Annotated in this window: 19 protein-coding genes; 11 read left to right on the forward strand and 8 right to left on the reverse strand. The window is 54.9% G+C overall.

Features of this window, described 5'->3' with window-relative positions; genetic code table 11:
• Nucleotides 1-97 precede the first annotated feature (97 nt).
• The 6 genes from pspA (at nt 98) to tyrR (ending at nt 5,795) form a co-directional block, all read left to right on the forward strand.
• Nucleotides 98-763, forward strand: a complete 666-nt coding sequence (pspA, locus tag NH461_RS05625; RefSeq protein WP_261602272.1) for a phage shock protein PspA — start codon at nt 98-100, stop codon at nt 761-763.
• A gap of 48 nt (nt 764-811) precedes the next feature.
• Nucleotides 812-1,036, forward strand: a complete 225-nt coding sequence (pspB, locus tag NH461_RS05630) for an envelope stress response membrane protein PspB (protein ID WP_261602273.1) — start codon at nt 812-814, stop codon at nt 1,034-1,036.
• On the forward strand, nt 1,033-1,419 hold the full coding sequence (gene pspC, locus NH461_RS05635) for an envelope stress response membrane protein PspC (protein ID WP_261602842.1): 387 nt from the start codon (nt 1,033-1,035) through the stop codon (nt 1,417-1,419). The genes pspB and pspC overlap by 4 nt, the downstream gene beginning before the upstream one ends.
• A 140-nt stretch (nt 1,420-1,559) precedes the next feature.
• Complete coding sequence (locus tag NH461_RS05640; protein WP_261602274.1) at nt 1,560-2,957, forward strand: YcjX family protein; 1,398 nt, start codon at nt 1,560-1,562, stop codon at nt 2,955-2,957.
• Nucleotides 2,954-3,970 (forward strand): YcjF family protein, encoded by a 1,017-nt coding sequence (locus NH461_RS05645; protein ID WP_261602275.1) that lies wholly within the window; start codon nt 2,954-2,956, stop codon nt 3,968-3,970. Before NH461_RS05640 ends, NH461_RS05645 begins: the two co-directional genes overlap by 4 nt.
• Before the next feature lie 289 nt (nt 3,971-4,259).
• Complete coding sequence (gene tyrR, locus NH461_RS05650) at nt 4,260-5,795, forward strand: transcriptional regulator TyrR (protein WP_261602276.1); 1,536 nt, start codon at nt 4,260-4,262, stop codon at nt 5,793-5,795.
• 55 nt (nt 5,796-5,850) lie between these two features.
• On the opposite strand, the gene NH461_RS05655 is transcribed toward tyrR, so the two are convergent.
• The gene (locus tag NH461_RS05655) at nt 5,851-6,372 is read right to left on the reverse strand and encodes a methylated-DNA--[protein]-cysteine S-methyltransferase (RefSeq protein WP_261602277.1); all 522 of its coding nucleotides are present in this window, start codon (nt 6,370-6,372) and stop codon (nt 5,851-5,853) included.
• A gap of 236 nt (nt 6,373-6,608) precedes the next feature.
• On the opposite strand from NH461_RS05655, the gene rimJ reads away from it, so the two are divergent.
• A complete protein-coding gene (rimJ, locus tag NH461_RS05660; RefSeq protein WP_261602278.1) occupies nt 6,609-7,193 on the forward strand; it encodes a ribosomal protein S5-alanine N-acetyltransferase in 585 nt (194 codons plus the stop codon).
• A 56-nt stretch (nt 7,194-7,249) separates the two neighbouring features.
• Here the strand turns inward: rimJ and pyk are convergent, their stop codons facing one another.
• Nucleotides 7,250-8,695, reverse strand: coding sequence for a pyruvate kinase (pyk, locus tag NH461_RS05665; RefSeq protein WP_261602279.1), 1,446 nt, complete (start codon nt 8,693-8,695; stop codon nt 7,250-7,252).
• A gap of 263 nt (nt 8,696-8,958) precedes the next feature.
• The gene (locus NH461_RS05670; protein ID WP_261602280.1) at nt 8,959-9,813 is read right to left on the reverse strand and encodes a MurR/RpiR family transcriptional regulator; all 855 of its coding nucleotides are present in this window, start codon (nt 9,811-9,813) and stop codon (nt 8,959-8,961) included.
• Between the two features lie 331 nt (nt 9,814-10,144).
• Between NH461_RS05670 and NH461_RS05675 the strand changes: the two genes are divergently transcribed.
• The 4 genes from NH461_RS05675 to fabV all read left to right on the forward strand — a co-directional run bounded on the left by NH461_RS05675 (nt 10,145) and on the right by fabV (nt 16,545).
• Nucleotides 10,145-10,996 (forward strand): NAD-dependent epimerase/dehydratase family protein, encoded by an 852-nt coding sequence (locus NH461_RS05675; protein ID WP_261602281.1) that lies wholly within the window; start codon nt 10,145-10,147, stop codon nt 10,994-10,996.
• 1,129 nt (nt 10,997-12,125) lie between these two features.
• The gene (locus NH461_RS05680; protein WP_261602282.1) at nt 12,126-12,800 is read left to right on the forward strand and encodes a TetR/AcrR family transcriptional regulator; all 675 of its coding nucleotides are present in this window, start codon (nt 12,126-12,128) and stop codon (nt 12,798-12,800) included.
• Between the two features lie 44 nt (nt 12,801-12,844).
• A complete protein-coding gene (locus NH461_RS05685) occupies nt 12,845-15,121 on the forward strand; it encodes an acyl-CoA dehydrogenase (RefSeq protein WP_261602283.1) in 2,277 nt (758 codons plus the stop codon).
• Nucleotides 15,122-15,342: 221 nt separating this feature from the next.
• The gene (gene fabV / locus NH461_RS05690; protein WP_261602284.1) at nt 15,343-16,545 is read left to right on the forward strand and encodes an enoyl-ACP reductase FabV; all 1,203 of its coding nucleotides are present in this window, start codon (nt 15,343-15,345) and stop codon (nt 16,543-16,545) included.
• Between the two features lie 100 nt (nt 16,546-16,645).
• On the opposite strand, the gene NH461_RS05695 is transcribed toward fabV, so the two are convergent.
• The 5 genes from NH461_RS05695 to NH461_RS05715 form a co-directional block, all read right to left on the reverse strand.
• Nucleotides 16,646-17,989 (reverse strand): ATP-binding protein, encoded by a 1,344-nt coding sequence (locus NH461_RS05695; RefSeq protein ID WP_261602285.1) that lies wholly within the window; start codon nt 17,987-17,989, stop codon nt 16,646-16,648.
• Nucleotides 17,986-18,660: a response regulator gene (locus NH461_RS05700; protein ID WP_261602286.1), complete on the reverse strand. Its 675-nt coding sequence runs from the start codon at nt 18,658-18,660 to the stop codon at nt 17,986-17,988. The genes NH461_RS05695 and NH461_RS05700 overlap by 4 nt, the downstream gene beginning before the upstream one ends.
• 186 nt (nt 18,661-18,846) lie before the next feature.
• Nucleotides 18,847-20,529 carry an aspartate:alanine antiporter gene (locus NH461_RS05705; protein ID WP_261602287.1) on the reverse strand — a complete coding sequence of 561 codons (1,683 nt, stop codon included), beginning with the start codon at nt 20,527-20,529 and terminating at the stop codon, nt 18,847-18,849.
• A gap of 181 nt (nt 20,530-20,710) precedes the next feature.
• Nucleotides 20,711-20,974, reverse strand: a complete 264-nt coding sequence (locus tag NH461_RS05710; protein ID WP_261602288.1) for a GrxA family glutaredoxin — start codon at nt 20,972-20,974, stop codon at nt 20,711-20,713.
• Nucleotides 20,975-21,205: 231 nt separating this feature from the next.
• Nucleotides 21,206-22,186: a porin gene (locus NH461_RS05715; RefSeq protein ID WP_261602289.1), complete on the reverse strand. Its 981-nt coding sequence runs from the start codon at nt 22,184-22,186 to the stop codon at nt 21,206-21,208.
• Nucleotides 22,187-22,344: the final 158 nt, after the last annotated feature.

The raw sequence follows: 22,344 nt of genomic DNA on the forward strand, positions 1-22,344 counted from the left end.
CGCAAACCGAACGGAGCCGTTTCTGGGTAAGCCGCATCAACCCAACCGGTGCGCCGGACCTGAAAACGGACCTGACTTAGATGAAAGGAGAGTTACTATGGGCATTTTTTCTCGCTTTGCAGATATTGTAAACGCCAACGTCAATTCGCTGCTGGATAAAGCCGAAGATCCGCAAAAAATGATCCGCCTGATCATTCAGGAGATGGAAGATACCCTGGTTGAAGTACGGACCTCGTCTGCCCGTGCCCTGGCTGATAAGAAAGAGCTGCAGCGCCGCATTGATGCCCTGCAGGCACAGAGTGATGATTGGCAGCAAAAAGCGAGCCTTGCGCTGCAAAAAGGTCGTGAAGATCTGGCTCGTGCTGCGTTGATTGAAAAGCAAAAGCTCAATGATGCCATCCTGACGCTCAGTGAAGAGTACAAGCTGGTGGACGAGACCATCGCCAAACTGACCACGGAAGTGGCAGAGTTGGAGCGTAAGCTGCAGGAAACCCGGGCCCGTCAACAGGCACTGGTGACCCGTCATCAAGCGGCCGGGAACCGCCGGGATATTCGCCGTCAGCTTGATACCGGCAAGGTTGATGAAGCGCTGTCGAAGTTTGAGCAGTACGAGCGCCGGATTGACGAAATGGAAGCAGAAGCCGATAGCTATGGGCTGGGTCGCGGGAAAAACCTGGAGCAGGAGTTTGCTGATTTGCAGGCCCAGGATGAAATTGAGCAGGAACTGGCGCGGATGAAAGAAAACATCAAGGATAAAGAGTAAGCTGGTGACTATTCAAGGTTCTGCACGTGACGAGGATGGAGGTAATTTATGGGTTGGATAGTTTGGCCACTGATGGTGTTTTTGATCTTTGTGGCGCCATTGTGGCTGATTCTGCACTACCGCGGGAAGCGCCATGCCGGTCAGGGACTCTCGGGCGAGGCACAGGAAAAGCTGCAGTCACTCGTGGTTCGTGCAGAGCAGATGCAGGAGCGCATTCAGACACTGGAGAAAATTCTCGATGAGGAGGCGCCGCAATGGAGACAACGCCGATGAGCAAAACCTTGTACCGTGATCCGCAGAACGGCAAGATCACCGGGGTGTGTGCCGGGTTGGCCGAGTATTTCGGGATGGAAATCTGGCTGGTGCGGATCCTCGCGGTCTCTGCGTTTTTGCTGGGCATGGGTTTCTTCGCGCTCATCGCGTATCTGGCGGCCAGTCTGATCCTGGAAAAGATGCCGGAAGCGCGGCAGGAGCAGCGTTATATCTACCGTGAGCATACCGTGAAGCAGAAAGCCTGGCAGGCCGGGCAGTCCCCGGAGCAGGTGATGCAGAATGTCGAGGCAGAGCTGGATGATGTCGAGCAGAAATTGCGCCAGATGGAAGCGTATGTTACCTCGTCCGCCTTCAAGGTTGCCCGAGAATTCAAACATCTCTGAGGGTTTCTTTTCGCGCCGTCCTGCGGGTACGGCGCCCGAATATGAAGCAGGCCGGGTGTCTGCTTTTTTCGCCATTGGTGTCGTTCATTTAAGATTCATCCCGGGAATGGGATGATACGAATTATTTGCTGGGAATCGTTATGCATCGAATTGGGAATGAGCTGAACAAGTTAGTGAACCGCAGCCTGGATCGCCATGTCCGGCTCGCAGTCACAGGGTTGTCTCGGGCGGGGAAAACCGCATTTATCACCTCGCTGGTGAATCAGTTAATGCATGTCAGTACGAATCCGAGACTGCCCTTATTTTCAGCTGTTCGCGATGGCTATCTGCTCGGCGCAAAACGGGTGCCCCAGGTCGATATGCATGTCCCCAAATTCGGCTACGACGAAGGGATGAATGCCTTGCTGTCATCGCCGCCGACCTGGCCGGAGCCGACCCGCGATGTCAGTCAGATCCGTCTGGCACTGCGCTACAAACCACAAAAAGGACCGCTGAAGCTGTTGCAGGATACCGCCACTCTGTATCTCGATATCGTCGATTATCCGGGTGAGTGGCTGCTGGATTTACCGCTGCTGGAGCAGGACTTTTATACCTGGTCGCAACAGCAGGGTCAGTTGCTCAAGGGCAAGCGGGCCGAGCTGGCACAGCACTGGCAGGCGCTGCTGGAAGATTTCGATCCCTTTGCTCCGGCAGATGAAATGTTGATTGAGCGTATTTCGGCGGCGTTCACCGAATATTTGTACAAATGCAAAGCCGAAGGCGGCCTGCATTGGGTTCAGCCGGGGCGGTTTGTCCTGCCCGGAGAACTGGCGGGTGCCCCGGTGTTGCAGTTCTTCCCGTTGGTCCGCCTGGAACCATTTACCGAGGCGCAGTTGCAGCAGGCCGATGAGCACAGCAATTACGCCATGCTGAAGAGTCGTTACCAGTATTACCGCCAGCATATTGTGAAAGGCTTTTACCGTGAGCATTTTTCCAAGTTCGATCGTCAGATCATCCTGGTGGATTGCCTGCAACCGCTCAATGCCGGGCCGGCATCATTCAACGATATGCGTCAGGCGCTGGACCAACTGATGCAGAGTTTTCGCTATGGCCGCAGCTCACTGTTGCGCCGCCTGTTTTCGCCCCGTATCGATAAAGTACTGTTCGCTGCGACCAAGGCCGATCACGTGACCCCGGACCAGCACCCGAACCTGGTGAGCTTGTTGCAGCAGATGATTAATGAAGCCTGGCAGACGGCTTCGTTTGAAGGGATCAACATGGACTGCGTCAGTCTGGCCTCGATCCAGGCGACCGAACCGGGATTTGTGGCCCATCAGGGGCAGCAGGTACCGGCCCTGCGCGGCCAGACGCTTAACGGGCAGGCGCAGATGCTGTTTCCCGGCGAGGTGCCCAGACGGTTGCCGAACGACACATTCTGGCAGCAGCATGGATTTGACTTTGTGAACTTCCGCCCGCTGGCCGTTCAGAGTGATGAGCCATTGCCCCATATTCGGATGGATAAAGTGCTGGAGTATTTATTGGGAGACAAACTGCAATGAGTCATGCATACAAGGGAAAAATTGTATTTGAGGAGCCGGAGACCGCTGCGCCGGCGCAGGAAGAGCTGACCGCCCAGCAGCAATTTGATCAGGCCGAAGACTTTTTGCCTGAGGCGTTGACGGCGCAGCCCGATGTCGAGGCGCAACTAACCCGAACGCTGGCGCCGAAACGCCGAGGCCGCTGGCTTAAGGGGCTCCTGATCGCCACGGCGGCCATGACCGGCTGGCAAACCCTGGATTATGTGATGACGGCTTATCAGAGCGGGGACTGGCTGGCACTGGGCTGGAGTGCGATTGTCGCGGCCCTGGCAACGGCCGGGATCACGACGTTGGGGCGCGAGCTGCTCAAACTGCGCCGCCTGAAGCAGCGCCAGAGCGAGCAGGAGCAGGCACAAGCACTGCTGGAAGCCGACAGCATCGGCCAGGGGCGGGCATTTTGTAGCAAGCTGGCCAAGCAAAGCAAGATCCGCGATGATCACCTGGGCTACGAGCGTTGGCTCGATTCGTTGGCAGCAACACACAACGATCGGGAAGTGTTGGCGCTGTATGATCAGATGGTGCTGAGCCAGCAGGATAAGCAGGCCCGCCAGTTGGTCGCCAAATATTCGGGTGAGGCGGCGGTGATGGTGGCGGTCAGTCCGTTGGCACTGGCAGACATGCTGCTGGTCGCCTGGCGCAACTTCCGGTTGATTGACCATATCGCGACTGTGTATGGCGTTGAGCTGGGCTATTGGTCGCGGATCCGACTGGTGAAGCTGGTGCTGGCCAACATGGCCGCCGCCGGGGCCAGTGAAATGCTGCTCGATACCAGCATGGATGTGTTGTCGGTCGACTTAGCCGGGCGGATGTCGACCCGGGTCGCCCAGGGCGTCGGGGTCGGCTTGTTGACCGGCCGGTTAGGGCTCAAAGCCATGGCGCTGATGCGACCGTTGCCCTGGCAACCGGAGCAGCAGCCGAAGCTGGGGGAGATCCGCAAAGAATTGCTGGGTCGGCTGACCCGGAAAAAGGCTTAATCCATTATCGCGGCTGCCCGGGGCCTTCGGGTGTCGGGTTGGCTGATGATTTCATCGCCACTTCGTCGCAGCGGACCTGCGCGACCTCTCATCCCGAGACGCTTGTTGCTTGACTCCCCGAAAGTGAAGGCGCAAACTTCCTGAGGTGTCAACAATTCCTGACACCCAGACCAAACTAAAATTTCGGGTCAAATCGAGTGCTCCTGTCGGTTGAGCGCGGCACAGGGATGCGGTGGGTCTTCACCGTATCGCAGCGAGTATTATTGAGGACATTGAGAAGGCGTGTGATATGAGGTTACAAGTCAATTGTGAAGACCGACTTGGGATAGCCCGGGAGCTGCTGGATATTCTGACCAGCCAGCATATCGATCTGCGGGGGATTGAAATTGACCGGGTCGGGATTATCTACCTGAACTGCCCGGAAATTGAATTTGAGCAATTCAGCCAGCTGATGTCGCAAATCCGCCAGCTTGATGGCGTTACGGATGTCCGGAAAATTCAGTTCATGCCGAGTGAGCGGGAGCATAAAGAGTTAAAGGCGTTGCTGGAAACATTGCCGGATCCGTTTTTCTCGATCAATCTGCAAGGCAAGGTTGATCTGGCCAATGACGCGGCCGAACTGCTGCTGAATCAACAGCGCGGTGAGATGGTCGGCGAAAGCGTCCAGGCGTTGCTTGGCTTTAACTTTCACCGTTGGCTGGAAAAAGAAGATGCCGCCAGGCGAAGCGAGATGGTGGTGATTGCCGGCCTGGATTACATGATGGAAGTCATGCCGGTGTATGTGGCTGACGAGAGTGAGCAATCGGTTCTGGCCAGTGCCATGATCCTGTTGAAATCATTGTCGGAAGCCAAGATGCCGGTTGCCATGCGGCAGATCAGTGGCGATAACGGGTTTGAACACTTTGTCGGCCAGTCGTCGCGCTTTAAACACTTGTTGGCTCAGGCGAAAAAGCTGGCGTTGCTGGATGCACCGCTGCTGATCCAGGGGGAAACCGGGACCGGGAAAGAGATGCTGGCCCGTGCCTGTCACCAGCGGTCGATGCGACGTGAAAAGCCGTTCTTGCTGGTGAACTGTGTCTCGATGCCGGACAACGCGGCGGAAACCGAGCTTTTCGGGATGGCTGCCTCGGCAACCGAGCCGGGGAAGAAAGGGATCTTCGAGCAGGCGGACGGCGGCACGGTTTTCTTGTATGAAGTCGGCGAGATGTCGACGCACCTGCAGATTAAGCTGCTGCGCTTCCTGCAAGACGGGACCTTCCGTCGGGTCGGCGAAGAGCGCGAGATGAAAGTGGATGTCCGGGTGATTTGCTCGACCCAGAAGAAACTGCCGGATCTGGTGGCTGCGGGCGCGTTTCGCGAAGATCTCTATTATCGGCTAAATGTTCTGGCGCTGGTGGTGCCGCCGCTGCGCGAACGTCCGGCAGACATCGTGCCTTTGGCCGATCTGTTCCTGAGCCAGTTTGCCCAGGAGATGCAGCAGACCAAGCCGCAGATCAGCGACGAGCTGGCGAGCTACCTGAGCCAGTATGCCTGGCCGGGGAATATTCGCCAGTTGCGGAACATTCTGTTTCGGGCCATGACCCAGATTGAGGGCTCGGCGTTGACGGTTGAGGATGTACAGCTGCCGGAAAATGAGTCCATGACGCTGATCAGTGAGGAAAACCTCGATGGCTCACTGGATGAGATCATGAAGCGGTATGAGTCCGGGATCCTGACTAACCTTTATCGCAGCTATCCGTCGACCCGGAAACTGGCCAAACGACTGGGGGTTTCTCACACCGCGGTGGCGAATAAGCTGCGTGAGTACGGGATTGGCAAGTCCTAAAGACCTTCTCTTTATTGCCTGCGAGACGGGCCATTTATCTTAAAAAAGAAGACGTTCACGTCTTCTTTTTTTTGTTGTCGGGAGCCGGGCTGATACTGGGTTGCAACAGGGTGAGCTGGCCGGATTCGAGCGCCAGCAGCTGCAGGGTGACATCCTGCCCGTAGCGACAACTGGCCGGCTGGCCGAGTTCATTCATCACCCGGTGGCAGGGAATAATGATCGGGATGGGATTGACGTTTTTCGCGATCCCGATGGCCTGGACCGCAGCTGGCTGGTTCATCGCCCCGGCAAGCATATGGTAGGAGCAGCAGCTGCCGAAGGGAACCTCGCTGATCGCCTGCCAGACTTGCTGTTGGAACGGGGTGCCTTGCGGTGCCAGGGACAGGGAAAAGGTTTGTCTTTCACCCAGGAGGTATTCTTTGAGCTGGGTGCGGTAAGTCTGCATAAAATCCGGGCTGCGCTTCCAGCTGGAGTCCGGGCAAAAGCCGCCGCTCCCGATGGTCAGTTGCCGGAGTCCGTGGTGATCTGCCAGTAAATAGACTTTGCCCAGGACCGTATAGAGGTAGTCATAGTACATAAATTGTCACTGCCAGGTTGAAGTGAGCCTCAGTGCAACCGTGTCGCTCCGACGCACAGCGTTTTGGATTTGCACGGTCTATTGCACTCAGTTCAGATCATAGTTCAGAACCGCGATGCATCCGCTCTATTTTCATAAATCATGATTCCCTTCATTGATTTATGCGGCGGCCTCCGTGCGGGGGTGAAAATCTGTGGTAAGGTGAAAGGCTCTGAGCTGAAAGAGGTGAACCGCCGTTGTTTCAATCCATCATGAACCGCACGCCGTCCCTGCAGGTAGACGACCTGATTGTCCGCTTGGTGACTCCGAAAGATGCGGCCGGTATCGCGGCTTACTACCAGCGTAACCGGGCGTTTTTACAGCCTTGGGAGCCGTTACGGGAAGAAGGGTTCTTTACGGTTGCCGGGTGGGAAAAACGCCTTAGTCAGCTGGCCGAACTGCACAAACACAAACTGGCTTACTATTTTGTGATCCTCCGGGAGGAGACCAATGAGGTCTGCGGGGTCATTAATTACAGTAATCTGGTCCGGCATCCTTTTTATGCCTGCCATGTCGGCTATTCACTGGATGCGGCGTGTCAGGGGCAGGGACTGATGCGCAGAGCGCTATCGGCGACAGTGACCTGGATGTTTGAGGCGCAGTCTTTTCACCGGGTCATGGCGGCCTATATGCCGAGGAATCAAAAAAGTGCGTCCGTCCTGCGGGCAGCCGGATTTGAAATCGAAGGGGAAGCCCGGGACTATCTGCTGATCAATGGCCGCTGGGAAGACCATATCCTCACCGCAAAAATCAACCCGAACTGGATACAGCCCGGAGCCTAGCGCCTGGGCTGAAAGTCGGCAGCGAGCGCGGCGGGCGCTCGCTGCCGGTTTGCACCTTATTCGGCGATGAGGATCCGCATATTGTTGGTCGAACCGACAATATCCATCTCATCCCCCTGGGTAATTATGACCAGATCCCCCTGGCTCAGCAGACCCAGCGCTTTCAGATCGGCCAGGGCATGCTTGGCTGCCGCTAAGCCGGCATCGCTGTCGCGATTAAAGTAAACCGGCGTGACCCCACGAAACAGGGCGGCCCGGTTCAGTGTCCGCTCATTCCGGGACAGGGCAAAGATCGGCAGACCCGACGAGATGCGGGACATCATCAGCGGGGTCCGGCCGGACTCGGTCATGGTGACGATTGCTTTGACTCCAGCCATGTGGTTGGCGGCGTACATGGTCGACATCGCAATGGTTTCTTCCGTATTGTCGAAGGTCCGGCTCATGCGGTGGTTCGAGACATTCACGCTCGGCTCTTTTTCGGCGCCGAGACAGACTCCGGCCATAGCCTGGACCGTTTCGACCGGATATTGGCCGGCGGCGGTTTCTGCGGAGAGCATCACGGCATCGCTCCCGTCCAGTACGGCGTTGGCAACATCCATGACTTCTGCACGGGTCGGCATTGGGCTGGTGATCATCGACTCCATCATCTGGGTCGCAGTGATCACGGTACGGTTCAGGCTGCGGGCGCGCCGGATCAACTTCTTCTGGACCCCAACCAACTCCGGATCGCCAATTTCGACTCCGAGATCGCCCCGCGCAACCATCACGGCATCGGAGGCGAGAATAATATCGTCCATCGATTCGGTATCTGCGACGGCCTCGGCTCGCTCCACTTTAGCCACCAGACGGGCATCCAGGCCGGCGTCCGTTGCCAGGCGACGGGCGTAGTTCATATCTTCCCCGTTGCGCGGGAACGACACGGCCAGGTAGTCGACCTGCATGGCTGCGGCAGTCAGGATATCTGCCTTGTCTTTGTCGGTCAGCGCGGCTGCCGACAACCCGCCGCCTTTCTTGTTGATCCCTTTGTTGTTCGACAGCGGGCCGCCGACCACGACTTCGGTGTGGACTTTATGGCTTTCCACGTCCACTACTTTCAACTGCACCCGGCCGTCATCCAGTAGCAGGAGATCACCGGGGACGACATCTTCCGGCAGCGCCTTGTAGTCCAGGCCCACGGCGTTTTCGTCACCTTCGCCTTTGGGCAGGGTGCTGTCGAGGGTGAATTTGTCACCGATGTTGAGGTAGATCTTGCCTTCTTTGAAGGTCGAAACACGGATTTTCGGTCCTTGCAGGTCGCCGAGAATCGCCACGTGTTTCCCCAGCTTGGCGGCAATTTCTCGAACGGCTTTGGTCCGCTGAAGGTGATCTTCCGGACTGCCGTGGGAAAAGTTCATGCGGACCACGTTGGCGCCAGCAGCAATGATTTTTTCCAGGTTGTTATCGCGATCCGTCGCCGGACCGAGGGTGGTCACGATTTTCGTACGTCGTAGCCTGTCAGACATGAGAAACTCCATTTTGAGTGGGGGATATCCATGACATCGACCTTTACGGCCTGTGTCATTGCATCTTACTGAAATTTTACTACAAAAATACGTTATTGCCGGGGGCTAGCGAGACCTGATGAAAGAGCGCATCTCCCTGAGATGCTTTGAAATCGCGTGTGGTCTGAGCCAGATAGGAAAGCCGGTGAACAGGGGCGGTACACAATAAAAAAGCATGGGGTGCACCATGCTTTTTTGTCCGTTGTGGTTGAAAGACCGCTGGGTTACATCATCCCTTCTTTGGAAAAGCGTGAGTCTTTCAGCGACTCTTTCACCCGCTTCAGGTTTTCCCGGAATCCGGCGCCCCGGCGCAGGGTAAACCCGGTGGCCAGCACATCGATAACCGTCATCTGAACCACCCGGCTTGCCATCGGCATGTAGATGTCCGTGTCTTCCGGAACATCCAGGCAGATGGATAGTGAGCATTCACGATCGAGCGGTGAATCTTTGGCGGTGATCCCAATCACGGTTGCCCCGTTCTCGCGTGCCATGCGGGCGATTTCGACCAGGCTTTTGGTGCGGCCGGTATGAGAAATCACCACCACGACATCGCCATCGGCACAATTGATCACACTCATGCGCTGCATCACAATGTCATCAAAGCAGACAATCGGGATGTTGAAGCGGAAGAATTTGTTCTGGGCGTCATGGGCAACGGATGCGGATGCACCCAGGCCGAAGAAAGAAATTTTCTTGGCTTGGGTCAGTAGATCCACGGCACGGTTGACCTGCATCGGATCCAGGCTGTTCTTCGCCACATCCAGACAGGCCATCGTCGACTCGAAAATTTTCGACGTATAGGCGTCAGGACCGTCATCTTCTTCGACGTTGCGGTTGACATAAGGGGTTCCGTTCGCAAGGCTTTGGGCTAAGTGGAGTTTGAAGTCCGGAAATCCCTTGGTATCAAGGCGTCGGCAAAAACGGTTCACCGTTGGCTCACTGACATCGGCCATTTTGGCCAGTGTCGCAATGCTGGAGTGAATCGCTGTCTGTGGTGAGGCAATGATAACTTCGGCAACCTTACGTTCGGATTTACTGAAGTTATCTAAGTTTTTTTGAATTTTCTCTAGGGTATTCATAGCGATTACCGCTTCGTTACTGAATTTCATTAGTTGCTTTCATACTTGACAGATGCAGATATGAAGCCAATTTGATGAAACTATACTACTTTTCACGGATCAGCTCCTAGCGATTCCAACCATATCGCTTTTACTTTTTATTATAGTTTGACAGGGATCGAGTTTTCTCTTTCAGTTCTGAAATTTTTTTTAAATGATTTAGCAGAAAATCGCCTGGCAGCTGCATTGATGTGTAGCAAATTTTCACGCGGCAGGAATTAATTTACAGTTTGAAATAAATATCCGTAGTTTTGTTATGTCACTAGTTTCAATTCAAATGAAAGGAACCATCATGAAAATCAGTGTGTGTGGATGCGGTTGGCTCGGGCTGCCGCTGGCCCGGCATCTGGCCGAACAGGGGGATACTGTCTTTGGCACCCAGCGTGATCCGGCACGGGCGGCCCAACTGGCCGCTGAAGGGATCCACGGGGTGGCGGTAACCTTGCCGCTGTCGGCGGCCAAGGTGGAATCGGACGCTGAACTGGCCCGGCTGCTGGCGGCCGATGTGCTGGTGATTGCGATACCGCCGGGTCGGCAGGCTGGTGCGGATACGGCTTTTGTCACCAATGTGAAAAGCTTATCCCGGGCGGCGCAGGCACAGGGATGCCAGCGCGTGATCTTTATCAGCACCACGTCGGTCTATGGCGAGGTGTCCGGCCGCATTGATGAATCGACACCGCCGCAGCCCAATACAACCAGTGGTCGGGCACACCATGCGCTGGAGCAATGGCTCAGAACGCAGTGGCAGCAGAATCTGGTCGTGTTACGGTTCTCCGGGCTGATCGGCCCCCACCGCCACCCGGTCAAATATCTGGCTGGGCGATCGGCCATCGCCAATGGCGGTGATCCGGTGAATCTCATTCATTTGGATGATTGTATTGCGGCGATTGATGCCATCATTCACCGCTGGCCGACACAAACCTTGCTGCACCTGGCCGCGCCGTCACATCCGGGCCGGGCGGTGTATTACACCCGGATGGCGCAACTCGCCGGGCTGGCGGCCCCTGAGTTTCAAACCTCAACGCCAGGCGCGGGGAAGTGGATCGATGCCCGTCAAACCTGTGCCTGGCTGGGTCTGGAACTGACCCACGCGGACTTGATGGTGCGAGCTCCGGAGCTGCCGGATGACAGGCGGGCGGAGTAAATTACGTGAGCAGCCAGATGTTTGGAACGCTGACTGTTTGAAACGCAGGTGTTATTTGAAACGCTGATATGAAAAGCGCCGATGCTTGAAGCGCCGGTGTATAAACTTAGGAAGCGCGAGAGGCAGACAAAAAAAAGCGCTGAGGGGATCTCAGCGCGCCAATTCGTATAAAACGCAATATGAATAGGAGTAAAGCAGCAGTGGCAATTAATCACTTCAAGCTCAGTCAGTTAACAGGTATCTGATGAGTTGATAACGACAATCTTATTAATTCAGACCGCCGGGTTTCGAGATGGTTCAAAAAGAATCAACAAAAATACCATTTATTTTTCACATGAGCCGCTTGAGCGAATCCGTAAAAAAAAGCCCGTTGAAATTCAACGGGCAAAGGCTCTATTTACACAATTAGGAGTTTAGCAGCAGTGGCATTTTCGGATTAAAGAGGAACAATGCTGTTTGGCGGCCAGCTAACAAGGAATGCGTCTTTAATCTCAATGTCACTTAGTAGGACTGATGGATTATCCGTTGGTTCCCCTTGAAGGCGAAAAAATATCAGTGTTTTTTATAACACCATGATAATTAATGGGTTAAAAATACCTCATTGTCCCAAAATATCTGGCCGAAGGTGCGACTGGCTGAGCGTTTTCGTGATTGATGGGATGCGGGGACTTACCTGAGGCCTGCGTGTGGTGATGTCGGCGGTAGCGAACATTGGAAGAAATCTCAACTTCGGGGTAAATAAAGAAAGCCCATCACTATCAGGTGACGGGCTTTGAAGAAAGTCTTCTAAGAAAAAGCAGTGGCATAATATATGACCTTGCTTCCGTTTTTTGGTTCCCGGTCAGGTGCAATTTTTTCTGATTATTTTTTATTCATTTTCCCGTCCGAACATCCTTCCACGTTACTGATTGAATATTAACGATTATTTTACAACTCCCGTTTGGAAGCCATGCGCTTCGCAATCGAAGTCGTGACAATCGGGGGTGGAAGACCACAGCGATCTCCATCACAGACTGGTAATTTTCTGTTCTCGGCTGCCTGAAATGCGTGGCAGGTATTTATTTGACGCTTGTTAAAAATGTTGCTTGGTTGTAAAGTTTAAACATGTGTTTAATACAGGTGAATGAATATGCCGGGAAAGGGAGAAACCAAGGGCAGAATTCTTGATGCTGCCGAGTTGCTGTTTGCCGAGCACGGATTTAAGGAAACCTCGCTCAGGACCATTACCAGCAAGGCAGGCGTCAATCTGGCGTCGGTCAATTACCACTACGGCGATAAGAAAACCCTGGTTCGGGCCGTGTTGAGCCGTTATCTCGAAGAGTTTATGCCGGCACTCAAAGCGGAATTGGAAGTGCTGCTGACCCGGGATGATTTCTCCATGGAGGATGTCTTTCGTTGTGCCAAACAGCCGCTGCTGAATCTCAATGTCTACCGGCCGAACGGCGCGCAACTCTTTATGTCCCTGCTGGGCCGGGGGTATACCGATGTCCAGGGCCACTTACGGTGGTTCATCGTGACCCGTTACGACGAGGTGCTGCATCTGTTCACCACCGCGGTGTGCCGGGCCAATTCCTCGCTTGATCCGGAGACCTTATTCTGGCGTTTGCACTTTACCCTGGGGGCGACGGTCTTCACGATGGCCTCAACGACGGCCTTGTGCGAAATCGCTGAAAATGACTTTTCCCGAACCGTGACCACCGAAGATTTGATCGAGCGACTGGTACCGTATCTGGCTGCCGGTGTGGCGGCGCCGATTGAGCAACCGCTCTCGCTGATCCGAGAAGAATCAACAGGAACGCAGTAAGTAATGTAGAACCATAACGATTAATGAGACAAAGGATCTGAACCATGAGTATGTTCGTTAATATGCGCAAGCGCTATTTCAGCGACCCTGCATTTAAGCTGTTTAAGAAAGTCCTTCCGCCGCTGTCAGACACCGAACGCGAGGCCATGGAGGCCGGGAGTGTCTGGTGGGATGGTGAACTGTTTAGTGGCTCACCGAACTGGCAAACCCTGCACAATTATCCGCAGCCGTCTTTGAATGCCGAAGAGCAGGCCTTTATGGATAACCAGTTGGAAACCTTGCTGGCGATGCTCGATGACTACCAGATCGTGCAGGAAGATAAAGACTTGCCGCCTCAGGTGTGGGAATTCTTGCGCAAGGAAAAGTTCTTCTCATTAATCATCGGTAAAGAATACGGCGGGCTGGATTTTTCTGCCCATGCCAACTCGACCATTGTCACGCGCATCGCGACCCGAAGCCTGAGTGCGGCGGTGTCGGTGATGGTACCGAACTCATTGGGTCCGGGTGAGCTGCTGAGCCACTACGGCACCCAGGATCAGAAAGACTACTGGCTGCCGCGACTGGCCAATGGGACCGATATTCCATGTTTTGCCCTGACGGGCCCGGAAGCCGGGTCGGATGCCGGTGGTATTCCGGACCAAGGCACGGTGTGTTACGGCGACTTCGAAGGGAAAGAAGTGCTGGGCATCCGGGTCAGCTGGAACAAACGCTACATTACGTTGGCGCCGGTTGCCACGGTGCTGGGCCTGGCCTTTAAACTACAGGACCCGGATGGCCTGATTGGCGACAAGAAAGATATCGGCATTACCTGCGCCTTGATCCCGGCAGATTACCCGGGGGTTGAAATCGGCGAGCGCCATGATCCGCTCAACCTGGCCTTTATGAACGGTCCGACGCGCGGCCAGGATGTCTTTATTCCGATGGAGTGGGTGATTGGCGGTCAGGATTACGTCGGTCGCGGCTGGCGGATGCTGGTGGAATGTCTGTCGGCAGGTCGCGGCATTTCGCTGCCGGCGCTCGGCACCGCGGTTGGCCACCTGACGGCGCGGGCGACCGGCGCTTATGCCTATGTCCGCAAACAGTTCGGCATGTCAATCGGGAACTTTGAAGGCGTCGCCCAGGCGATGGGGCGCATCGGGGGCTACACCTATTTGTTGGAAGCGGCCCGCACGCTCACCACCACCTCGCTGGACATGAATGAAAAACCGGGGATTGTGACGGCAATTGCCAAATACCACATGACCGAGATGGCCCGGACCATCCTTAACGATGCGATGGACATCCACGCCGGTCGCGCCATTCAGTTGGGGCCGATGAACTACCTAGGCCATCATTACTTCGGGATGCCGGTCGCGATCACGGTGGAAGGGGCCAATATCCTGACCCGGAACCTGATGATCTTCGGCCAGGGGGCAACACGTTGCCATCCGTTTGTCCTCAAAGAGATGGAAGCAGCGGCCAACCCGGATGCCGAGCAGGCTTCGAAAGACTTTGACGCACTGCTGAGCAAGCATATCGGTTTTGCTATCAAGAATGTGTCCGGGTCTTTGCTGAATGCGTTCACCGGCTCTCGCCTGAACCGCGCGCCGGTCAGCGGGGAAACCGCCGAGTATTATCGCCACCTGTCCCGCATGAGCCGGGGACTGGCAGTCGCAGCAGACTTTGCGATGCTGAGCCTGGGCGGTGAGCTGAAGCGCCGCGAGATGGTTTCTGCACGACTTGGCGATGTCCTGAGCCATTTGTACCTGGCGTCTGCGGTTCTGAAGCGTTTTGAAGACGAAGGTCGTCAGCAACAGGATCTGCCGATGGTGCATTACGCCCTGCAGCACTGCCTGCATCAGTGCGGGGTGGCGTTTGATGAAGTACTGAGCAACTTCCCGCGCAAAGGAATCGGCCGCCTGGTTCGTACCCTGGTCTTCCCGCTCGGGATTCACTACCCGGCGCCGAAAGATGAATTGTCACTGGCAATTACAGAAGCACTGATGACCCCGGGCGCGCAACGGGATCGCCTGACCCACCTTTGTTACATCGGTGAGAAAGAGAACGATCCGGTGGCGATTATGGAACGTGCCTTTGTCGCCATGCATGCGGTGAAGGGGATCGAGAAGAAAATCGCCAAAGCGGTGAAGTCAGGTGAGATCCCGCGCAAAATTTCGCTATCAGCGAAGCTGGAAATTGCGCTGAGTGCGGGCATCATCACAAAAGATGATGTCGAAAAGATGCACAATGCGGAGCAGTTAAGGCAGCAGGCGATTCAAGTGGATCACTTTCCTGCCGAGCAGTTTAAGAAGGGCGGTTTGCAACCGGGAAAGGCCGCCTAGGCGCTGTCGCGCACGATAATGAATAAACCTGGTGTCCCCAATATGCCACGCACTCGCGTGGCATTTTTTTATTTCGTTGTTGCAAAAACCAACAAAATGCACGTAAAAGGAGTGATCAACACCTCCAACCACTCCCATTTTTAGCGTTTACGCTCATAAATTTAATGCGAATTTGTCATTTACCTTTTATCCTACAGTCAATTGTGAGAGGGAAGTTGAACATGATCATCAAACCTAAAATTCGTGGATTTATCTGTACCACCACTCACCCTGTGGGTTGTGAAGCGAACGTCAAAGAGCAAATTGAATACACTAAAGCCCAGGGCCCGATTGCCAATGCACCGAAGCGCGTGCTGGTGGTGGGTTCTTCCAGCGGCTACGGTTTGTCTTCACGTATCGCAGCAGCGTTCGGTGGCGGCGCGGCAACAATCGGCGTATTTTTCGAAAAACCGGGCACCGAGAAGAAGCCGGGTACGGCCGGTTGGTACAACTCTGCCGCGTTTGACAAATTCGCCAAGGCAGAAGGGCTGTATTCCAAGAGCCTGAACGGCGATGCTTTCTCCCATGAAGCCAAACAAAAAGTAATTGATCTGATCAAACAAGATCTGGGTCAGATTGATATGGTGGTTTACTCGCTGGCATCACCGGTGCGTAAAATGCCGGACAGCGGTGAAGTGGTACGTTCAAGCCTGAAGCCGATGGGCGAAACTTACACGGCGACGGCGGTGGACACCAACAAAGACGTGCTGATTGAAGCCAGCATCGAACCGGCAACTGAGCAAGAAGTTCAGGATACCGTCACCGTGATGGGCGGTCAGGACTGGGAGCTGTGGATCAATGCCCTGTCTGAAGCCGGTGTTCTGGCTGACGATTGTAAGACCGTTGCTTACAGCTACATCGGGACTGAAATCACCTGGCCAATCTACTGGCATGGCGCGCTGGGCAAAGCCAAGATGGATCTGGACCGTGCCGCGACAGCACTGAACGACAAGCTTTCTGCGACCGGCGGCTCTGCCAATGTTGCGGTTCTGAAGAGCGTGGTGACGCAGGCAAGCTCGGCGATCCCGGTCATGCCGCTTTACATTGCGATGGTCTTTAAGAAAATGCGTGAAGAAGGCGTGCATGAGGGCTGTATGGAGCAGATCCACCGCATGTTTACGCAGCGTCTGTACAAAGAAGACGGCTCAGCGCCAGAGCTGGACGAAGCCAACCGTCTGCGCCTGGATGACTGGGAGCTGCGTGAGGACATCCAGAAGCATTGTCGTGACCTGTGGCCACAGGTGACCAACGAGAACCTGTTTGAAGTGGCAGACTACCAGCAGTACAAGGATGAGTTCCTGAAACTGTTCGGCTTCGGCATTGCGTCAGTTGATTATGACGCTGATGTGAGCCCAGTAGTTGACTTCGATGTAGAAGACATCTGATTGTCATGATGCTCTGAGCATAAAAAAACCGCCGTTTGGCGGTTTTTTTATGCTTGTCGGTTGAGCGAGTCTGCGGACTGTGGTTCTTTTTCGGCCGAGATTATTTGGTCGGGATCCGGATCACGAAGGCCGCGCCTTCAATTCCGGCGGTTTCGACGTGAATGGTGCCCTGGTAGCTCTCGACAATCTCGTGACAAACGGAGAGCCCGATCCCCTGGCCGGGATTGAGCTGATCGGCCCGTACCCCACGTTGGAAGATGGCTTCGCGCATCGCTTCACAAACACCCGGACCGTCATCTTCGATCCGGATTTCGAACGCGTCCGGGTGGCAGATGACATTGATCTGGACTTCGCTGATACAGAAGCGGTAGGCATTTTCCAGCAGGTTGCCGAGCAGCTCCATCAGGTCACTCCGGTTCAGCGGTAGCTTGAGCTGAGGCGAAAAACCGTACACCAGGGTGACTTGCTTGTCGCTGTAGACCTTGCTGAGCAGGTTACGGAAGCTGTCGACGGCTGGTTTCAGCTCGGTCTGATCTTTTTGCAGCCCCTGCTGGCCCATCATCGCGCGCTTGAGCTGGTACTGGACCAGTTCATCCATCTGGCTGATTTGCTCCATGATCCGCTGGTTCAGATCCGGGCGGCAGATATTCTGATCGTCCAGTAGGGCATGCGCTGCTGCCAGCCGGGTTTTCAGGCTGTGGGCCAGGTCGTCCATCGCGTGGCGGTAGCGGCCTTTTTGAACATTGCTGATCTGGATCAGCCGGTTGAGGGCCAGTGTGACATCCTGCAATTCCATCGGATAATCATCATCGAGCTTGTCGCGCTTGGCATCGGTCATCTGATCCAGCTGGGTTGCCAGCTTGCGCAGCGGCTGGAAGCTCCAGTGAAATGCGGCTACCAGAAATGCAATTGCAATCAGCACGAATAAGCCGAGGTAGAACGTAGTGCGTTTGTGTAGCTTCTCCAGGGAAGACTGGTATTGATCTCCGGTGCGCAGCACCACCAGTTGGTAGGTTTTGCCACCTTCCCGATCCCGGCTCATGTTATAGGCGATGTAGCTTTCGCCATCGAGCGTCTCGATCAGGGTCGGGACCGGAATATTGTCCGGCAGCTCCTGGCAGATATTGCCGAGGTTGGCTTCCTTGGCTTCATCGGAAAGCCAGATGGTATGGTCACGGGTATCACAGACGACGGACATGTAGTCGGTATCCGACGGATCGATGGAGTCAATCCACTTGTCGACATCCTTGATCAGCCCGGCCCGGTTCAACTGGGCAACGACCATCGGCATCTGCGCCACCAGCTCGGAGGAGTAGGCGGCCATGTAGCTTTGGCTATAGAGCTGGTTGATCACCCCGGCCAGGGCCGAAGTGATCAGCACGATAATGGCGACCGAGGTGCCGAGCACCCGTCGGCGCAGGCGGGGTTGGAGCAGTCCCTTCATTGCGCTTGCAGCTCAAAGATATAGCCCTGACCACGGATGGTCGAGATTGGGTTCTCCTGGCCATGGCTGGTGAATTTCTTGCGCAGGCGGCTAATCATCACCTCAATGGTATTCGGATCGCCTTCCTGATCTTCATACAGCACATCCAATAGGCGCTGCTTGGAGACCACCTGGCGGCTGTGCCGCATCAGGTATTCCAGCAGGTCGTATTCAAATGCCGTCAGCTCCAGTGGGGTCTCGGCAATAAACACCTGCTTGGCCAGCAGATCCACCCGGATATCCCCGGCGGTCATTTCCGGTTTCACAAACCCGGCGCTGCGGCGAACCAGTGCGCTCAGGCGGGCGACCATCTCCTCTTTCTGGAACGGTTTGACCAGGTAGTCATCGGCACCGGCTTCCAGTCCGGTGACTTTATCCTGCCAGTTCGAGCGGGCGGTCAGGATTAAAATCGGCAGGCGCAGCCCTTCCTGGCGGATATCTTTGATCAGGCTGATCCCGTCGCGATCGGGCAGGCCGATATCGACAATCGCGACATCGTTGGGATAGTTCTGGGCAAAAAACAGGCCTTCTTCAGCCGTGCCCGCACATTGGACTTGGTGGCCCAGCTCACTGAGCTGAGATTTCAGATGGTGGCTGAGAATTGGGTCATCTTCGACGATAAGGATACGCATAATATTGATTACCAAAAATAAAGCGACTTGCTTCAATATACTGGACGGTGCTGAGGCTGGCGATGGTCGAGCAGCTTAAATGTGTGCTGAGCAGCGTTTCAGCTTACATGCATACCACTATAGATAACGGGACTGAATAGACGCTGACTCATTCATTAGTATTGTGTCAGCGTCTTGGTTTACGCGCTAGCTGAGGATGATGATGAGGGTGCCGGCAACGGTCAACAGGACGTTGGCAATGGCATAGGTGCCGGCATAGCCCAGCGCCGGGATGGTACTACGGGCATGTTCGTTAATCATGTCCATAGCCGGGGCACAGGTCCGGGCGCCGATAATGGCACCAAACAGCAGGGCACGGTTCATTTTCAGAATATAGGCCCCGAACAGATAGGCCAGGACGACCGGCACCATACTGACCAGCAGGCTGGTGACGAAAACGGCGAGACCGATTTGGGCCAGGGAGTCAAACAGGTTCGAGCCGGCACTGAGGCCGATGCCGACCATGAACACCATCAGGCCGAGATCTTTGGTCATATTCAGCGCCCCCTGCGGCACATAGCCGAAAGTCGGGTGGTTGGCCCGCAGGAAACCGAGGGTGATCCCGGCCAGCAGCAGACCCGCGGCACTGCCGAGACCAAAAGCAATATGGCCGAAGGTCATGCTGATAGCGCCGATCAACAGGCCGACAATAAAGAAGCAGCAGAAGGCGAGCAGATCGGCGATCTGGCTGTGAACGGAGATAAATCCGATCCGCTCGGCCAGACCCAGGACCCGGCTTTTCTCGCCGCTGACCTGGAGGATATCCCCTTTGTTGAGCAAGATATCGTGATCCATCGGCATTTCTATCTGTGCCCGGACCACCCGGTTGAGAAAACAGCCGTATTCGGACAGGTTCAGATCCGAGAGTTTCTTCCCGGCGATGCTGTCATTTTTGACCACGATCTCTTCTTCAACCACACGCAGATCAAGTAAGTCGCGATCGAACACTTCCTTGCCATGACGAAAGCTTGGATCCAGGCGCGCATGGCTGTCGGGATACCCTACCAGGGCGATTTCATCGCCTTCCTGCAAGATGGCATCGCCATCCGGATTGGCGAGGATCCCATGGCGGCGGATCCGTTCGATATAGCAGCCGGTCTGGCGGTAGATCCCTAGCTCGCGCAGGTTGCGGCCGTCAATCCAGTTGATCAGCTCCGGGCCGACACGGTAGGCCCGGATAATCGGCAGGTAGACTTTGCGCTGGGCGACTTCGCCGATCCCGCGTTCGCGGGCAATCTGGCGCGAGGACTCGGCCAGGTTTTGTTTTTGCAACTTCGGCATCAGCTTTGCCAGCAGGATCAGGCTGACCAGCCCGACCAGATAAGACATGGCATAACCGACGCTCAGGCTGTCGACCATGGTCTGCACCAATTGGCTGTCGTCAATGCCGGCGAGGCCGCTGTTGAGGGCGTCTTTGGCACCCACTAGCACCGGCGTTGCGGTGAGCGAGCCTGCCATTAAGCCGGTGGCCAGCGCCAGATCCAGCTTCAGGATATTGGACATCAGCATGGTCACGGCGATCGCGGACAGCAAGACCACCATCGCCAGTAGCAGGTAGTGCTTGCCGTCGCGGAAGAAAATACCGAAAAAGTTGGGGCCGGCTTCAATTCCGACACAAAAGATGAATAGCATAAAGCCGATATTCAGGGCCTCGGCATCAAAGGTAAACCCGGCATTGCCAAACAGCAGTGCGGTCAGCAGCACCCCGATGGAATTGCCGATGAGCATATTGGCGATTCTGAGTTTTCCGACACTGAGGCCGACGGCGAGGACAACAAAAAGCAGCAGGATATCGTTCTGGTGGAGTAAAGCAGCGACATCAATGTTCACAACGGGTTCCGGGAAGAGAGGACAGCAACAACAGTGGGGGGATTCTAACGGATTTTGATAGTGGGTCCTACCGCAAAGTGGGATCTTGGTATAAAAAGGGTAAGTTATTTTTTCATGGCTGAGAGTCGGTTGGAAAAAAGGCTGCATGCGCAGCCTTTTCAATGTATTCGGGGCTCAGGTCTTACTGAAACAGACCCAGATTTTCTTTGGCATAAGCTTCAAAGTCGGTGCAACCACCGATGTGTTCCTGGTCGATGAAAATTTGCGGTACGGTTTCAACCGGTTTACCAACGGTTTTCTCCAGGTCCGCTTTGCTGATGCCTTCAGCATGAATGTCGACGTAACGGTAGTTGAAATCGTCGCGCTCGGCTTTCAGGTTGTCAGCCAGATCTTTTGCACGTACACAGTAAGGGCAACCAGGACGGCCAAAAATAACAACGAACATAAATTCTCTCCTTTTTTCTGATGCGCCCACTATAGCGTGACTGGCTGGGTTGAGAAAGCGGGTTTTCTCTGTCAAAGCGATAGATAAATCCGATGAACATCATGCAGGGTCATGATGCTATGCCGTCGGTGCAAGCGGGCAGGGCGATTTTTCCGGGAAAAGAAAACCGGGCTGGGAGCCCGGTTTGATGATTGGCGTATTTCAGTGATTTGTAACGTGCGACAACCGGGCTTAGAAATCGTAGCGCAGGGCAACCGCCAGCACATCTTCGTTGCCGTCGATGTTGTCGATTTTGTACTCGGCAAAGGTGCGCAGTTGTTTGTTGAACTTGTATTGCGCGCCGACTGTGTAGTAGTCGGTTTTGTCTTCGGTCGTGCCGTTGCTATCTTTCTCTAGGAAGTTGTAACCACCCAGGAGCGAGAAGCCATTGTCAAAGCTATAGCCCAGGACCGCTTCGTAGCCGTCGTAATCGGTGTTGCTTTCGCTGCCGTCTTTCTCTTTCCAGTTTTCACCGGTGGTGAACAGCACGGCGGCATAGATGTTGTTGGCATCATAGGCGACAGACAGGGCCGTCATCTTGGCATCATCGGAGTCGTCTTTGCCTTCACCTTGGTTGTAAGCCGCACCCAGGTTGATCCCCATCGGTAGGGCGTACTTGGCGGCAACCCCATAAGACGTGGCATCATCGCCATTGGTGTTCTCAACCTTGTCATTTTCCAGCTGGTAGCCGGCTTCCAGCGTCAGGCCGTTGAATTCGCCGGTGTATTTCAGTACGCCGGTCGATTTGCCGGTGCCGAAACGATCGGTCCCGGTGCCGCTGGCATCGGCGCCGAATTCATACAGAACATCAGTGAAATCAGACACCAGGGTATAGGCACCGTACTGGCGACCGTAGGTGACTTCACCCCAGTCACCGCCCAGACCGGCGTAGCCCAGGCGCGTGTCGAAGCTGTCTTCCGACTCAGATGCAAACTCGATTTCGTATTTCATCAGGCCGTACAGTTGCTCATTGACCTGCGTCGATGCTGCAGCGCCGATGCGGAAGTAGCTCTGATCGCCTTGCTCGCTGTCGTCATCAGAGGCGTAGTACATGCCAACCGCGCGGCCTTTGACATCCACTTTATGGGCGTCATCTTCATACACAGTGGCGGCACTGACAGCACCAGAAAATAGTGAAGCCAGAATTGCAGTAGTTAGCGCTGCATGTTTCATGTTTGTGTCCCCTAAATAGAAAAAGTCGGCATCTTGCCGTTATTGTGTTGCGGGGAGAATAGAAGGCTTGTGTGACACTAAGGTGTTAATAACAAGTCACTTTTATGAAATGAACAGGGATCGATTAAGAAAAATACAATGTGTGATTCACCATGGGT

It is taken from the genome of Photobacterium sp. TY1-4, assembly GCF_025398175.1.
Lineage (GTDB): Bacteria > Pseudomonadota > Gammaproteobacteria > Enterobacterales > Vibrionaceae > Photobacterium.